Consider the following 14880-nt stretch of genomic DNA (forward strand, 5'->3'; position numbering starts at 1 on the left):
TCCGTGTTCCGGGTCGCCGTCGCGGCGGGTGCTCCCCGACGGTCGCCCGCAACCCTACCCGAGGTCGGGACCGCGACCCGCCGTCCGTGTGACCGCGCGCACGGGGCGCGGGTGGCGGCTCAGGCGGTGACGCCGCCGCCGGCCCGCGAGAACGGCAGCGCGACGACCCGGCCCGACGTCGGCTCGCCGCCCGTCGGCCGCAGCACGACGGTGGCGTCCGGCTCGACCTCGCGGCGGACGAGGGCGAGGGCGATCGGGCCCAGCCCGGGGGAGTCCACGCTCGTGGTGACGCGGCCGAGCTCGCGGCCGTCCTCCACGATCACGGTGCCGACGGGCACCCAGCGGTCGAGGGCCAGGCCCCGGAGGTGCCGGTTCGGGCGGCCGCGCCAGTGCAGGCGGGCGACCGTCTCCTGCCCGACGTAGCAGCCCTTCGTGAAGCTCACGGCGCGTTCGACGATGCCGGCCTCGGCGGGCATGACCGTCTCGTCGAGCTCGTGGTGCAGGCGCGGGCGGCCGTGCTCGACGCGCAGCACCTCGACGGCCTCGGGCGCCACGGGGGCGGCGCCGTGGGCCACGAGGGCGGCGAGCACCTCGGGGCCGCGCTCCGCCTCGGCCACGACGTCGATCCCCAGGTCGGTGCGCACGAGCAGCACGTCGATGCCGTCGAGCGTGCCGCGCACGGACGCGTGCTCGTCACGGGGCAGGGCCGCAGCGGCGTCGCCGAGGACCGCGTCGGCGCGGGGGCCGATCACGGCGTGGAGGCTCCGCTGCAGCGTGCGCTTGTGCAGCTCGACGTCGAACCCGATGAGGTGGCGGCGCAGGTGGTCGAAGAGCGCCTGCAGGCCGCTGCGCTCGCAGACGAGGAGCAGCTCGGCGGCGTCCGGCTCGCCGACGTCGAGCACCCGCAGGTCGGCGATGACCTTGCCCTTCGGCGTCAGCAGGGCGGCGTAGGTGCCGTGGCCCGGCTCGAGCGCCTCGACGTCGGCGGTGACCTGCCCCGTGAGGAAGGCGCGGGCCTCCGTTCCGGTCAGCGCGAGCTTCCCGTCCTCCGAGCGGTCCTGCAGGCCGGCGCCGGCCGTCAGGCGGCGGTAGTCGTCGGCGATCGCGGCGGGATCGGGGGCGTCCACCGGCGCGGCGGGGACGGCCGCGGTGGGATCGGGGGGCACGTCGGACATCGATTCGACCCTAGCGCCCGTCGTCGGGCACCCGCCGCACAGGCGGATCCCGGCCCGACGCCCGTCGGGGACGGGGTCCGGGCGGTACAGTGCTGGACGATGTCGCTCGCCAAGAACTTCGAGCGGGTCCTGGACTCGCTGCCCGACGACTGGACCGACCTGACGGTCGATCTGCGGATCGCCGACGAGGACCGCTACGTGGAGGCGGCGACGTACGTCACGCCGACGTGCAACGCGCAGCCGTACTCGCGCAGCGAGTGGCACTGGCACATCCTCGTGGCCCACCGCTTCGGCCACGCCGCCGCGCCGACCGCCGTGCTGACCGCGCTGGGCCTGCTGGACCAGGCCGGCATCACGGGCGAGATCATCGTGCGGGACGTCCGCGTCGGACGGGCCGAGGTGACGAACATGTGGGGTCGCGGCGAGACGGCCCGGCAGGAGTTCCGCCGGCTCCGCGCCCACTAACGGCCGCGGGCAGACCGATGGCTGATCGAATCGCCGTCGTCGTCCCCGACCTGCTGTTCGGGTCGAAGGTCGTCGAGATCGTGCGCGCCGCGGGGCACGACCCCGCGCTCGTGTCCGACGTGGACGGGCTGGTGGAGCTGCTCGCGGCGGAGGACGTCGCCGCGATCGTGGCCGACCTGTCCGAGGACGGGGTCGAGCGGGCCGAGGCGATCGCCGACGTGCGCCCGGCCGGCGTGCCCGTGCTCGCCTCCTTCCCCCACGTGGACCCCGAGGTCCGCGCCGTGGCGCTCGAGGTCGGGCTGGACCAGGTCGTTCCCCGCTCGCGCCTCTCCCGCGAGGGTGGCGCGCTCCTGCAGGCCCTGCTCGACGACTGAGCACGGTCGGGGCCGGGCCTCGCGGCCCGGGCGCTCCGGGCCGCGTGCGGCGCGCCGGCTCAGGCGCCGGGCGCCCGGGACCAGACGAGCTTCGTGACGTCGGGCGGCGTCTTCGTGATGCCGACCTGCGCCTCCCACGTCGCCCAGCGGCGCATCGTTGCGCGGTCGAGCGTGCCCGTGCGACCCTGCTCGTCGCGGAACGCGGGCTGCACCGCCTGCAGCTGCTCCGCCGTGGTCCGCGGGTCGATCGTGCGGTCGCCCGAGCCGGAGCGCAGCGCGGCGATCGCGCTCCCGTCGTCCGTGGCCGGGGCCTCCGCGGCGACGGCGTAGCCCTGACCCACGGCCTCGGCCACGCGCAGGACGGCGTCGCCCGAGCGCGTCAGCGTCTTCGACGTGGCCACGAGCAGCAGCTCGGGGTAGCTCGGGGCGCCGTAGGCGTCGAGACGGAAGACGTTGGTGCCGGGCCGGCGGGCCTGCAGGGCGACGCCCTCGGCGTTCCAGAAGCCGATCGCGGCGTCGACCTTGCCCGAGACGACGGATGCGACGGCCTCGAAACCGATCGTCACCCGCTTGACCTTCCTCGGGTCGCCGCCGTCGCCGCGGACGATCTGGTCCAGCGCGGCGTCGTCGCTGGGCAGGCCCGTCACGCCGACGGTGCGGCCCTCGAGCGCGCGCGGACGGGCGACGTCCTTCGCCGCGAGCACGGCGGCGAGCGGGCGCTGGACGATCGCGCCGACGGCCACGATGTCGGCGCCCTTCTCGCGCGCGAGCGCCACGTCATGGATGTCCATGACGGCGAGGTCGGTCTTGCCCGTGGCCAGCAGCTTGGCCCCGTCGGCGCCGGATCCGGGAACGCGGATCTTCACGCCGACCTGACGCTCGGCGAACAGGCCCTCCTCCTGGGCGAGGTAGAGGCCCGTGTGGGCGGCGTTCGGCGCGAAGTCGAGGGTGAGGGAGAAGGCGCGCGTGGTCGCGGCCTTCCCGGCCGTGGTGGTCTCGGGGTCTCCGCCGTCGGAGCCCCCGCAGCCCGCCAGCACCGCCGCGCCCGCCCCGAGCACGACGAGCCGTCGCACCACCCGCACCCCTCGTCGGCGGAGCGCCGAGTGGTGGTGGGTGGACGGGCTCCGGGGGTCCTGCGATCCAGACATGCCCCCAAGGGTGGCGGACGCGGAGGGTCCGACGCGGTCCGGCGACCGCCCGGGCCGCGCGGGGGCCGGGGCGTTACCGTGGGGGGATGGAGCAGAGCGGCGAGTCGATCACCCCCGAGGGGCTGGAGGCCCTGAAGGCGGAGCTGGACGAGCTCGAGGGTCCCCGGCGGCGCGAGATCGCGGCGCGCATCCAGCGTGCCCGCGAGCTCGGCGATCTCAAGGAGAACGCGGAGTACCACCAGGCCAAGGACGACCAGGCGCACCTCGAGACCCGCATCGCCGGCCTCGTCGAGCGCCGCCGCAGCGCCGTGGTGACCGAGATCTCGACGAATCAGAACGTCGTCGGCTTCGGCTCGACGGTCACGCTCGTCGACGTCGACACGGAGCGCACGCAGACGTGGACGTTCGTGGGGCAGGCCGAGGCCGACACCACCGCGGGCAAGATCTCGATCGAGTCCCCCGTCGCGCAGGCGGTTCTGGGCCGCGCCGTCGGCGACATCGTCGACGTGACGACGCCCCGCGGCGTGCGGCACCTGCGCGTGGAGAAGCTCGGGTCCTGAGGCCCGCGGCCGTCCGAGCGGCCGGGGACCCGTCCGGGCACCGGCCGCGGACGCGGCCGGCCGGCCCGGACAGGGGTGTCGGCGGGGCGGACCGCCATCCCCGGCCCGCCGCCCCTCGAGGCTGGCGGGCCGGGCCGGCCTCAGCGGACGCGGAGGCTGACGCGCTCCGTGACGACCGTGTCGCCGAGCGAGACGCGAACCGTCAGCCGGTAGGTGCCGCGGCGCGCCCGCGAGCCGACCGGGATCCGCAGGTACAGGCGGCCGAGGCGGCCGGCCCGGACCGTGCCGAAGCCGGCGCTGCGACCCGAGCCGGCGCGCAGGCCGGCCGGCAGGCGGACGCTCGCGCGGGCACCGCGGATGGCCGACGTCGTCAGGTTGCGCAGGCCGACCCGCAGGGCGGCACGACCCCCGGCGCGGACGCGGTCGCCGCCGACGCTGATCCGGACGCGGCCGTCCTTGCCCTTCGGGCCCTGCGGACCGGCGGGACCGCGCGGACCGGCCGGGCCCTGCGGACCGGCGGGACCTTGCGGACCGGCGGGGCCCGCGGGCATCGTCGTGCTGCGGCCCGAGAGCGGGACCGCCAGGTCGCCGCCGTCGGAGGAGATCGCCAGCGTCGCCGTGGACGTCGTGGCCGCGCGGCCCGGCGCGAACCGCACCCGCACGGCGCAGGTGGCGCCCGGAGCGACCGTGTCATCGCCCGAGCAGGCGTCCGAGACGACCTGGAAGTCGTCCGCGGAGAGGCCGTCCGTGTCCGTCACCCGCACGCGGTCGACGCGCAGCGGCGCGTCGCCCGTGTTCGTGACCGTCACGGTCTGCGAGGGGCCGAAGGTGCCGACGGCCTGGTCGGGGAACGCCGGCGTCGTGGCCTCGGCCTTCGCGACGACGGCCTTGTCGCGCAGCGTCACGACCGGCGGGTCGTGGTCCGAGACGTGGAGCCCGAGCTCGGAGCGCTCGGCGTAGTCGTTGGAGACGTGGGCGTAGCGCACGTCCGTGACCTTGGGCAGCAGGTCGCTCGTGACCAGCGCGTGGTCCAGCGTCTGCAGGCGGCCCTGGAAAGCGAAGCTGTAGCGCTCCTGCTCCGGCGCGCGGTCCCACAGGTTCGTGAGCGTGCCGCCCTGCTGCATGGCGACCAGCGGGGACTCGTCCTCGAACGCGTTGAGGTCACCGACGACCATGACGGACTCGCCCGCGGCCTTCAGGCGCTCGGCCTCGGCGCGCACGATGGTCGCCTGCTGCACGCGGCAGGTGTCGGCCGACCCCTTCGACGCGAAGTGGTTCGACACGACCGTGAGGTCCGTGCCGCCGGGCAGCGTCACGTCGATCGCGAGCGGCGGGCGGTCCGAGACGTGCGCGGCGCTGTCGCCGCACTTCGTGCCGGACTGCGCCGGGACGTCGCGGCCGAGCTGGCGCGGCGCGCCGTCGACGGTGACGCCGTCCTTGACGAGGAAGCCGACGTCGATGCCGCGGCTGTCGAAGCCCTCGAGCGCGTAGGCCCGGTAGCCGCCGATGCGGTCGGCCAGGTCCTGCAGGACCTGCTGGCTCGTCTTGGCCGGCACGCCGGCCTTGCCCTGGCTGTCGCCGACCTCCTGGACCGCGACGACGTCGGGCGCCTTCAGGCGGTCGCCGATCGCGGCGGCGAGGCCGGTGAGCTTCTCCTCGTACTGGGCCTGCGTGACGATGCCGAGGTCGAGGTCGGCGCCCGGCGGGAAGAGGTTCTCGACGTTGAAGCCGGAGATCCGCGCGTGACCGGCGGGCTTCGCCGGCAGGTCGTAGACCTCGGGGACCTCGGGGTCGCGGGTGACCTTCGGCAGGCCGCCGGGCTGGACGACCATCGCGTAGTTGTAGAAGGAGAAGGCGAGGGGGCCCGTCGCGTTCTCGGTCTTCGAGAACAGGTCGCCGCGCACGAGCGTCGTGCTGTCGGGGCGGTCGTAGGGGTTCTTCGGGTCGCCCGCGCCGGCGTCGTCGATCAGGGCGATGTTCGAGACGGCGGGGTTCTGGCGGAAGATGCGCCCCTTCGTCAGGCCGGGGGTGACGAACAGCTCGCCGAACTTCGTGGTGCCGCCGCTGTTGGCGATGCCGACGGGCAGCGTGACCCGCATGTTCTCGAGCGTCTCGTAGTACGGGCGCGTGCCGTTCTCGACCGGGTCGACGTTCGTCTGCGCGTTGGCCTTGGCCGTGTCGATCACCACCGGGGCGGGCAGCGGGCTGTCGCCGAGGACGGTGGGCTCGGTGTCCTGCGTCTCTTGGATCATCGTCAGGCCGAACTTCTCGATGACCTTGCCCGACAGGCGCACGCGCTTGCCGACCAGGTCGGACCGCTTGCCGCCGGGGCCGTCGACGTAGCCGACGAAGACGCCCTCGGAAGTGTTCGGATCGGCGTCCTCCTGGCCCGGCGTCGTCTGCACGAAGACGCCGGCGTCCTCCGGGAACGTGCGCGTGAAGTTCGCGCCGTCCTCGTCGTCGACGCCGGTGACGACACCCTCGATCGTGACGGTCTGGTTCACGCGCGGGCTGGTGGCGCCGGCGCCCTGGATCACGTGGATGGGCGTGACGCCGCCCGTTCCGGGGTCCGGCGTCCCGCCGCCGGTGCCGCCGCCGCCCTGCGGGTTCGCGGCGGCGTTCTCGAAGTCCGCAGCGTTGTCGTCGGTGTCCTGTGCCTCGGTGGCGCCCTTGCGGTGCGCCGTCACGCCGCTCGGGGTCGAGATGGCGGCGAGGTCGATGCCGGTGCCCTCCTTGCAGTTCGCGCTCGTGGCGCTCCCGAAGCCGTCGACCACGGTGCCGTCGGCCTGCACCAGGCGGGCGCCGGACTGGCCGTTGTTGGCGAACCCGGACGCGTACGTCGCGTCGGGGGCCGGGGTGCCGCTGTAGCCCCCGGTTGCGGTGTTGGCCACGAGGTAGCGGGCGCCGGCGGGAAGCGTCACGCCGGTGGGGATCGTGACCCGATCGCTCGCGGCGCCGGAGCCCGAGGCGCAGCCCTGGAGCTTCCAGCCGCCGATCGTGACGGGCGACGAGGACGCGTTGAAGAGCTCGACGAACTCGTCGTTCGCGCCGCCGGGGCCGCCGAAGCGGGCCTCGCTGATCACGACGCCGGAGGCCGACGCCGAGGCGGCCGACGGGAGCGCGGCCGCGAAGCCGAGGGAGGCCGCGGCGAGCGCGACGGCGCCGAGGCGGGTAGGCAGGGACCTGCGGCCCCGTGGGGGACCGGTGAGACGTGACACGGGGGAGTCCTTCGCGTGGGGGCGGGGGCGCTGCGGCTCGCGAGCGCAGCTCCGACCGAGCGTAGGAACGCCCCGGCGGCCTGCGGTCACCGCCGCGTGAACGCCGCGTGTCCCGTATGTGACCATCGCCCGAGACGACGTTTGCGGCTCGTCGGACCGGGGACGCCGTCGCCCCTGTCGGTCCGCGCCGGACCCGCCTCAGGCGCCGAAGAGGTCCTCGGCCGCCGCGCGCACGAGCGTGGCGGCACCCGGGCCGTCGTCCGCGGTCACGAGGGCGCCGAGGCCGCCGACGAGGACGGCGGGCTGTCCCGACGCCTTGCGGCGCACGAGGTCGGCCGCCGAGGCCACGTGGTCGGCGACGGCGATGACCGTCGCCTGCAGCTCGCGGCCGTGGCGGTCGCCCGTGCCGCGCTCGTCCGCCACGGCGCGCAGGCCGGCGCAGCCGATCGCGACCTCGGCCTGGCCGTGGCGCCACGCGCGGCCGAAGGAGTCCGCAATCACGACGGCGGGCCGGCCCGGCAGCGCGGCCCGCAGCCGGCGGGCGGACCCGTCGGGGTCCACGGGCAGCGTCACCGCCCAGCCCTCGGCCACGTTCGACCGGTCGACGCCCGCGTTGGCGCAGACGAACCCGTGGGGGGTGCGGCAGATGAGCACGCCCCGGCGCGCCCGGATGATCTCCCGCGTGCCGTCCAGGACCACCTGCACGAGGCGGGGGTCCTTGTCGAGCTCGACGGCCAGCGTGGCGGCGCGTTCCGAGACCTCTACGCGCGCCAGCTCGACCAGGGCGCCCTCGGCCTTCGAGACGACCTTGTGCGAGACGACGACGCAGGCGTCCGCCGGGAACGGCGCGCCATCGTGCGCGGCCAGCACGAGCGCCGCGAGGTCGTCGCCCGCCCGGACCTCCGGCAGCGGCGCGAGCGCGCGGACGCTCAGGGCGGGGGACGGCGCGGGAGAGCTCAGGGCGGTGCGGTCGCTCGAGGGCCGAGCCGCTAGAGGATGCGCGGCAGCAGGCCGCGGGTGTGCGACGCTCCGCCGCGGACGTCGCCGAGGCGGGTCTGCAGCGCGGCGAGGTCGTCACCCGTGTCGACGTCGAGCACGATCGTCGCGGGCTCGGCCTCGTAGACCGCGGCGCCGGCGGCCTCGGCCGCGGCGGCGTGGCGGGCGCGGCTGCCGTCACCGAACGACGTCTCCATGACGTCCGGCGGGGTGAGGATCAGGGCGTTCGTGCCGGCGCCGTGGCGGTCCGGGACGATGATGACCTCGCGGCCCTCGGGTGCGGTCGTCAGCAGGCCGTCGATCTCCGCGGGGTCGATCGTCGGGACGTCCGCGGGCAGCAGGATGACGCGCTCCGCGCCGCGGGACTGCGCCACGGAGATGCCCAGCGCGGCCGCTGCGGAGTGCCCGAGGTCGCGGGGGTCCATCAGCGCCTCGGCGTTGTAGTTGATCGCGATCTGCTCCGCGATCGGCTCGCCCGTGACGACGATGACGGCGTCGACGAGTTCCGAGCGACGTAGCGCGATCAGGACGTCCGTGACCATCGCCTGCATCAGCGCGACGCGCGAACGGGCCGGGAGGGCGTCGGCCAGGCGCGTCTTGCCCTGACCGAACCGCTTCACGGGCACGATGGCGAACGTCTTCATGCGGTACCCCGTGCCCGTTCCACGGCGCGCGACCCGTCGCCGAGCTCCTCGCAGAGCGCGAGCGTCTCCCGCGCGACCCGCGCGCGGGCCTCCGGATCGGCCAGCAGGACGTCCGTCGTGCGGACGGCGACGCCCGGGACCTCGGCCTGCTCGTCCGTCAGCAGCCCGTCGAGCAGGCCGTCGTAGACCCGACCGACGCCGACGGCGTCGAGCCCCACGCCGGCCCAGGCGAGGAAGTCGCGGGTGGGGCCCTTGAGGACCTGCCCGTCGACGAGCGGGGCCACGGCCACGACGGGCGCCTCGGCGTCGCGGAGGGCCCGGCGGATGCCGGGGACGGCGAGGATGGGTCCGATGGAGATCACGGGGTTGGAGGGACCGATGACGATGGCGCGCGCGGTGCGCAGCGCCTGCAGCGCCTCGGGGGTCGGGCTGGCGGCGTCGGCGCCGTCGAAGGCGACGTCCTGCACGGGACCGGGGTCCGCGACCAGCGCGGCGCGCCGGATCATGAACTCCTGGAACGGCCACCAGCGGTCGTCGGCGCGCACGCGCGTGCGGACGGGGTCGTCCGACGGCGGCAGCACGCGGGCCGTGACGCCGTAGGCCGCTGCGGCCTCGGCGAGCGTCTCCGTCAGGCGGGCGCCCTCGGCGAGCCGGCGGGCCCGGCGGACGCAGAGCGCCAGGTCGCGGTCACCGAGGTTGAACCACACGTCGTCGCCGAGCTCCCGCAGGGCGTCCATCACGAGGAACGTGTCGTCCTTCAGGCCCCAGCCGCGCTCGTCGATGCGGTCCGCGAGCCAGAAGGTCACGAGGTCGGGGTCGGGGGAGACGTGGCCGCCGTGGATCTCGACGTCGTCGCCGGTGTTGGCCAGCACGACGAGGTCGTCGCCCACGACGTCCTGCATCCCGCGCGCGAGCTTGGCCCCGCCCGTGCCGCCCGCCAGGACGACGACGGGGCGCTCGGGCAGCCCCAAGGGGCGCTCGTCGGTCATGCGAGGCCCGTGATGCGGACGCCGGCGTGCGTCTTGTGGCGGATGTTGATGCCGATGAGCAGGGGGGTCAGGCCCTCGACGATCCGGCTCTGCTCGAGGCGCCCGGCGTCGACGACGCGCAGGCCCTCGATGCGGCCGAGGAGCTCGGCCACGGGCTCCTTGTCGGCCTTGCGGTCGCCGCAGATCAGGGTGTCCTGGTCCAGGTCGTGGTCGAGGTCCTCGAGCAGCGACGCCGAGAGCGTGTGCAGGCCGGAGACGACGCGCACGCCCTTCGGCACCAGCGACTGCGCGGCCTGGGCGGCGGAGCCCTGCCAGACCCCGATGAGCTGGGTCGGCTTGCCGCCGACCGCGGGGCCGAGAGGGACGGTGGCGTCGAGCAGGATCTGGTCCTCGCGCAGCGCCTCGCCGAGCCCCTTCAGCGTGGACGCCTGCGACGCGTACGGCACGGAGAGCACCACGATGCGGTCCGCGCGGGACGCGGCCTCGGCGTTCTCCGCACCCGAGAAGTCGCCCCCGGGGACGCGTGCCGAAGCACGGACCGCGGCCTCCACGGCACGCGCGCCGTCGCGGGAGCCGAGGACGACGGGGACGCCGGCCCGGCCGAGCCTGAGCGCGAGGCCGAAGCCGAGCTGACCCGTACCGCCGAGTATCGCCACCGGAGAAGACACGACGGGGGAGTATAGGCACCCCGAGGGGGGCGACTGGACGCGTACGGGGGCCACCTGCGACCGTGGGGCCGGCATGCTCGTCCACGCCCACCGGGGCAACACGCTGGCCGCCGGGACGGTCGTCCTCGCGGCGTTCGCGGCGGAGCTCGAGCTCCGCCACGGCACCCCCGTCGCGGCCCGTCTGGCACTGGCCCTGGGGCTCCTCGGGCTGTCGCTGCTCGGCGCGCTCGGCTCCCCGCGGGAGGGCGACGGCCCGCGCACCTACCAGGAGATCCTGCTGGCCCTGGCGACGATCTCCAGCGTGGCGGTGGTGTCCCACGCGCTCGTGCTGACGGGTGCCGCGTCGGCGTCCGCCTTCCCGGCCTGGGGGATCGCCGCGGCCGCCGCGACGGGGGCGACGGTGGGCGCGGTCCTCACCCGCGCGCGCGGCGGGACGATCGTGCTCGCGGCGGCCGGGATCCTCGCGGTGGTGGCGCTCGTGGCGGGGGCCGACGCGGCGCGTCCGCAGGGCGACCCGCGCGCGGGCATGCGGCTCGTCCTCGTGCTCGCCGCGGCCGTCCTGCTCGTCCAGGTGGTGCTGCGGCTCGAGCGGCGCTACCGGCAGGCGGTGGCGCTGGTCGACGTGCTGGCCGTCGTCTTCCTCCTGCTCGCGGCCACGTTCCTGATCGACGACGTCCCCGGCGCGACCGAGGCCCTGGGGCTGACGCCGGGCGACGGACGCGCGGGACTCGGGTGGGAGCTGTTGCTGCTCGCGGCCGGCTTCGGGCTCGTGGGGCTGGGCTCGACGCTTCATGAGACCGGCCCGGGCTGGCTCGGGGCGCTCGCCCTCGTCGCGGCCCTCGCCGTCATCGCCGACGGCGGGCGCGCGGGCTGGGCGGCCGCGCTCGCCGCGGCCGGGGCCGTCCTCGTCGCCGTGGCGCTGCGCCCCGTGGCGCACCGCGTGCCCGACGGCCCGGCGCCCCACCAGGAGCCTCCGCCCGACCCCGTGCCCTGGCCGCGACGGCTCGTCATCGCGCCGTCGGAGTCCGTGGTGGACGAGGGCGAGGACTGAGCGAGCGGCCGGCGGGTTCGCGCGTCCCGGGCGAGGCACGTGCGACCTGCCACCTGCGACCGGCGGATCGGCCGGGCGTGGTTCAGCCCGCGCGGTGCACGTCGCGGGCGCTGGCCTGGTCGCGGGGGCGGACGACGACCTCGTCGATGTTCACGTGCCACGGGCGGGTGGCGACGAACGCCACGACGTCGGCGATGTCGTCGGCCACGAGCGGCGTCATGCCGGCGTAGACCTTCGCGGCGGCCGCCTCGTCGCCCCCGAAGCGCACGCGCGAGAAGTCCGTCTCGACCATGCCGGGCTGGATCTCCGTGACCCGCACGGGCCGGCCGAGCAGCTCGAGCCGCAGCGTCTTCGTGACGGCGGAGACCGCGTGCTTCGCGGCGATGTAGCCCCCGCCGCCGGGGTAGATCTCGAAGCCCGCGATGGAGCCGATGACGACGACGCGGCCGTCGCCGGAGGCCTCGAGCCGGTCGATCAGCGCGTTCGTCACCCGCACCACGCCGAGCACGTTGGCCTCGAACATCCAGCGCCAGCCGTCGAGGTCCGCGTCGACGACCTGGTCGGTCCCCAGCGCCCCGCCGGCGTTGTTGACGAGCACCGCGACCTCGGGGACCTGGGCGGCGAAGGCGGCGACGGAGGCGTCGTCCGTGACGTCGAGGGGCAGCGCGCGGCCGTCGATCTCGCGGGCGATCGCCTCGAGCCGGTCGACCCGCCGCGCGCCGAGGACGACCTCGAAGCCCTCGGCGGCGAGGCGGCGGGCGGTCGCGGCCCCGATGCCGCCGCTGGCCCCCGTGACGACGGCGACGGGACGGGCGGCGGACGTGTCGGACATGCGCCGGTTCTAGCACGGAGCCGTGCCGGTCCTGCGCGAACGTCCTCGGGGGTGTCACCCCCGCCGCCGGCGCGGATAGCCTCGCGCCATGGAGATCGACGAGCTGCTGTGGGCCGGCGGGGACGCACAGGCGGTCGCCCTGCGTGACGGACGCGTGACCGCGCCGGAGCTGACGGAGGCGGTGCTGGCGCGGATCGACGCCACGCAGCCGCGCCTGAACGCGTTCCGCGCGGTCTACGCCGACAGCGCGCGGGAGGAGGCGCGCGCCGCCCAGTCGCGGCTGGACGCGGGGGAGACCACCCCGCTGCTCGGCGTCCCCGTCGCGGTGAAGGACGACCAGGACGCCGCGGGCGACGTCACGCCGCTCGGCGGGCGCCCCCAGGGACCGCCGGCAACGGCGGACGCGGCCCCGATCGCCCGTCTGCGCGCCGCGGGCGCGGTGGTCGTCGGGCGGACGCATGTGCCGGAGCGGATGCAGTGGCCGTTCACGGAGACCCTGACCTTCGGTGCCACGCGCAACCCGTGGGACCTCGACCGCACGCCGGGCGGCTCGTCCGGCGGCACCGCCGCGGCGGTCGCGGCGGGGGTCGTCGGCGTCGCCACGGGCTCCGACGGCGGCGGGTCCATCCGCATCCCGTCGTCGATCTGCGGGCTGTTCGGCCTGAAGCCGACGCGCGACCTCGTCTCGACCGCCCCGAACGACGAGGGCTGGTACGGCCTGGGCGTCGCGGGCCCGCTGGGGCGCACCGTGGCCGACGCCGCCGCCATGCTCGACGTGCTGGCGAACGACGGCTGGGCGTCCGGCGGTGCCGCGCCGGCCCATCCCCAGGGCACGTACCGCGAGGCGGCCGATCGCGATCCGGGCCGGCTGCGCATCGCCCTCTCGTGGCGCGCACCCGTGGGCCGCGTGCCCGTGCAGAAGGAGCGGCGCGCCGCGATCGAGGAGACCGCGGCCCGCCTGCGCGCGCTCGGCCACGAGGTCGTGGAGCGCGAGGTCCCGTTCGGGCCGCGGGCGTTCCCGCAGTTCCTCGTCCGGTACCTGCGCGGCATCGCCGACGACGTCGAGCCGCTGCCGCACAAGGAGTGGCTCGAGCCGCGGACCCGGGGCTCCTACCGCCTGGGCCGGCTGCTGCCCGACCGCGCGTTGCGCTGGGCGCTGCAGCAGGAGGCGGTGCTCCACGAGCGCCTCGCGCCGTACTTCGCCGACGTCGACGTGGTGCTGCAGCCCGGCATGACGGACGTGCCGTGGAGGATCGGCGCGTTCCAGAAGCGCGGGGCCCTGACGACGATGCTCGGCGTCTCGCAGCGCATGCCGCACATGCCGGTGTGGAACGTCTTGGGCTATCCCGTCGCCGCGGTGCCCATCGGGCGCGACCGCCGCGACCTGCCGATGGGGGCCCAGCTCGTCGGGCTGCCGGGCACGGAGCGCCGCCTGCTCTCCCTGTCGGGCCAGCTCGAGCGTGACCGCCCGTGGGCGCAGGACCGGCCGGCCGCGTTCGCCTGAGCGGGGGCGGACGTCGGCGGTCGGGCGTGCCCTAGCCCGGCCGGGCCGGGGCGGTGGCCCCGGCCCGCCACCCGTCGGCAACACGCCCGGCCGCCCCATCCAGCACGATGGGGGCATGAGCACCCCGCCGGCCACTGCCTCCTCCGCCGACCTCGACACCCTGCTCGAGGTGGCGGAGGAGGCCGCGCGCGCCGCGGCGGCCGAGCTGACGAGCCGCGCGGGTGACCTGTCGGCCCTGCGGGTGCTGACGAAGTCGACGGACACGGACCCGGTGTCCGAGGCGGACGTCGCGGCCGAGGAAGCCGTCCGCGCCGTGCTTGCGCGCCGGGTGCCGGACGACGGCATCGTCGGCGAGGAAGGCGACGACGTCCTGGGCACCACCGGCCGCCGTTGGATCGTCGACCCGCTGGACGGCACCGTGAACTACCTCTACGGGATCCCGCAGTGGTGCGTGAGCGTCGCGTGCGAGGGCCTCGTCGGCGTGGTCTACGACCCCAGCCGCGACGAGCTGTGGGCCGGCGCCGCCGACGGCCGCGCGACGGTCGACGGCCGCCAGCTCCCGCCCTTCGTCGCGCCGGCGGGCGGCCTGGGCCACGCCCTGATCGCCACGGGCTTCGGGTACGACGCCGAGGTCCGCGTCGCCCAGGCCGAGATCCTGTCTCGCCTGCTGCCGCAGGTGCGCGACATCCGTCGCGCGGGCGCCGCGGCCCTCGACATGTGCTGGACCGCGGCGGGCCGCGCGGACGCGTACTTCGAGTTCGGCGTGAAGGCGTGGGACACGGCGGCGGGCGAGGTCATCGCCCGCTCCGTCGGCCTCGAGGTCGCCACCCTCCACGGCCACGGCGCCCTCCCCGACGGCAAGATGATCGCCCCGCCGGAGCTCCTGCAGGAGCTGCTGGTGATCGTCGGGCCGCAGGAGTAGGGGGCCGGCCGAGAAGCACGGGCCGGGGCCCGTAGGGACGTGGGCCCCTGCGGCGGCAGATGCGGGTGGCCCGTGCCTCGCCGACGTCCGACCAGGCCCGAACCCGAGAAGCACGGGCCGGGGCCCGCAGGGACGTGGGCCCCTGCGCGGCAGATGCGGGTGGCCCGTGCCTCGCCGACGTCCGATCAGGCCCGAACCCGAGAAGCACGGGCCGGGGCCCGCATACATACCCGGGGAGGGAATCGAACCCTCACTCCCTCACGGGAAGCGGATTTTGAGTCCGCCGCGTCTACCGTTCCGCCACCCGGGCAGGTGTGCGGTGCTGATCCTAGGC

The 14880-nt window shown here is 75.8% G+C and carries 14 protein-coding genes and 1 tRNA gene; 6 read left to right on the forward strand and 9 right to left on the reverse strand.

Features of this window, described 5'->3' with window-relative positions; all coding sequences use genetic code 11:
• Window positions 1-119: 119 nt before the first annotated feature.
• Window positions 120-1175: a CAF17-like 4Fe-4S cluster assembly/insertion protein YgfZ gene (gene ygfZ, locus F593_RS0116930; RefSeq protein ID WP_022929940.1), complete on the reverse strand. Its 1056-nt coding sequence runs from the start codon at window positions 1173-1175 to the stop codon at window positions 120-122.
• A 99-nt stretch (window positions 1176-1274) separates the two neighbouring features.
• Between ygfZ and F593_RS0116935 the strand changes: the two genes are divergently transcribed.
• Both F593_RS0116935 and F593_RS0116940 read left to right on the forward strand, forming a co-directional pair.
• Window positions 1275-1640 carry a hypothetical protein gene (locus F593_RS0116935; RefSeq protein WP_022929941.1) on the forward strand — a complete coding sequence of 122 codons (366 nt, stop codon included), beginning with the start codon at window positions 1275-1277 and terminating at the stop codon, window positions 1638-1640.
• A gap of 17 nt (window positions 1641-1657) precedes the next feature.
• Window positions 1658-2014: an ANTAR domain-containing protein gene (locus tag F593_RS0116940; RefSeq protein WP_022929942.1), complete on the forward strand. Its 357-nt coding sequence runs from the start codon at window positions 1658-1660 to the stop codon at window positions 2012-2014.
• Between the two features lie 59 nt (window positions 2015-2073).
• Here the strand turns inward: F593_RS0116940 and F593_RS28700 are convergent, their stop codons facing one another.
• Window positions 2074-3162, reverse strand: coding sequence for an ABC transporter substrate-binding protein (locus F593_RS28700; RefSeq protein WP_084630145.1), 1089 nt, complete (start codon window positions 3160-3162; stop codon window positions 2074-2076).
• An 86-nt stretch (window positions 3163-3248) separates the two neighbouring features.
• On the opposite strand from F593_RS28700, the gene greA reads away from it, so the two are divergent.
• Complete coding sequence (gene greA / locus F593_RS0116950) at window positions 3249-3722, forward strand: transcription elongation factor GreA (RefSeq protein WP_022929944.1); 474 nt, start codon at window positions 3249-3251, stop codon at window positions 3720-3722.
• Between the two features lie 140 nt (window positions 3723-3862).
• On the opposite strand, the gene F593_RS0116955 is transcribed toward greA, so the two are convergent.
• From F593_RS0116955 to npdG, 5 genes are all read right to left on the reverse strand, one after another.
• The gene (locus F593_RS0116955) at window positions 3863-6940 is read right to left on the reverse strand and encodes a lamin tail domain-containing protein (RefSeq protein ID WP_022929945.1); all 3078 of its coding nucleotides are present in this window, start codon (window positions 6938-6940) and stop codon (window positions 3863-3865) included.
• A 198-nt stretch (window positions 6941-7138) separates the two neighbouring features.
• Window positions 7139-7900, reverse strand: a complete 762-nt coding sequence (gene cofE, locus F593_RS0116960) for a coenzyme F420-0:L-glutamate ligase (RefSeq protein WP_084630147.1) — start codon at window positions 7898-7900, stop codon at window positions 7139-7141.
• Between the two features lie 29 nt (window positions 7901-7929).
• Entirely contained in the window at window positions 7930-8580 is a 651-nt protein-coding gene (gene cofC / locus F593_RS26130; protein WP_051160570.1) for a 2-phospho-L-lactate guanylyltransferase, read from the reverse strand.
• Entirely contained in the window at window positions 8577-9569 is a 993-nt protein-coding gene (gene cofD, locus F593_RS0116970; RefSeq protein ID WP_022929947.1) for a 2-phospho-L-lactate transferase, read from the reverse strand. Before cofD ends, cofC begins: the two co-directional genes overlap by 4 nt.
• Complete coding sequence (gene npdG / locus F593_RS0116975) at window positions 9566-10237, reverse strand: NADPH-dependent F420 reductase (RefSeq protein WP_028721768.1); 672 nt, start codon at window positions 10235-10237, stop codon at window positions 9566-9568. The genes cofD and npdG overlap by 4 nt, the downstream gene beginning before the upstream one ends.
• A gap of 73 nt (window positions 10238-10310) precedes the next feature.
• Here npdG and F593_RS0116980 point away from each other — a divergent pair, with 73 nt between their 5' ends.
• Window positions 10311-11288 carry a hypothetical protein gene (locus F593_RS0116980; protein ID WP_022929949.1) on the forward strand — a complete coding sequence of 326 codons (978 nt, stop codon included), beginning with the start codon at window positions 10311-10313 and terminating at the stop codon, window positions 11286-11288.
• Between the two features lie 82 nt (window positions 11289-11370).
• Here F593_RS0116980 and F593_RS0116985 read toward each other — a convergent pair whose 3' ends face one another.
• A complete protein-coding gene (locus F593_RS0116985; protein ID WP_022929950.1) occupies window positions 11371-12120 on the reverse strand; it encodes an SDR family NAD(P)-dependent oxidoreductase in 750 nt (249 codons plus the stop codon).
• Window positions 12121-12208: 88 nt separating this feature from the next.
• Between F593_RS0116985 and F593_RS0116990 the strand changes: the two genes are divergently transcribed.
• Both F593_RS0116990 and F593_RS0116995 read left to right on the forward strand, forming a co-directional pair.
• Window positions 12209-13624 carry an amidase gene (locus F593_RS0116990; protein ID WP_022929951.1) on the forward strand — a complete coding sequence of 472 codons (1416 nt, stop codon included), beginning with the start codon at window positions 12209-12211 and terminating at the stop codon, window positions 13622-13624.
• A 115-nt stretch (window positions 13625-13739) separates the two neighbouring features.
• Window positions 13740-14546: an inositol monophosphatase family protein gene (locus F593_RS0116995; protein WP_022929952.1), complete on the forward strand. Its 807-nt coding sequence runs from the start codon at window positions 13740-13742 to the stop codon at window positions 14544-14546.
• 227 nt (window positions 14547-14773) lie between these two features.
• On the opposite strand, the gene F593_RS0117000 is transcribed toward F593_RS0116995, so the two are convergent.
• Window positions 14774-14856: transfer RNA gene (locus F593_RS0117000), tRNA-Leu, on the reverse strand.
• Between the last annotated feature and the right edge of the window lie 24 nt (window positions 14857-14880).

Source organism: Patulibacter americanus DSM 16676 (genome assembly GCF_000420025.1).
Classification (GTDB): domain Bacteria; phylum Actinomycetota; class Thermoleophilia; order Solirubrobacterales; family Solirubrobacteraceae; genus Patulibacter; species Patulibacter americanus.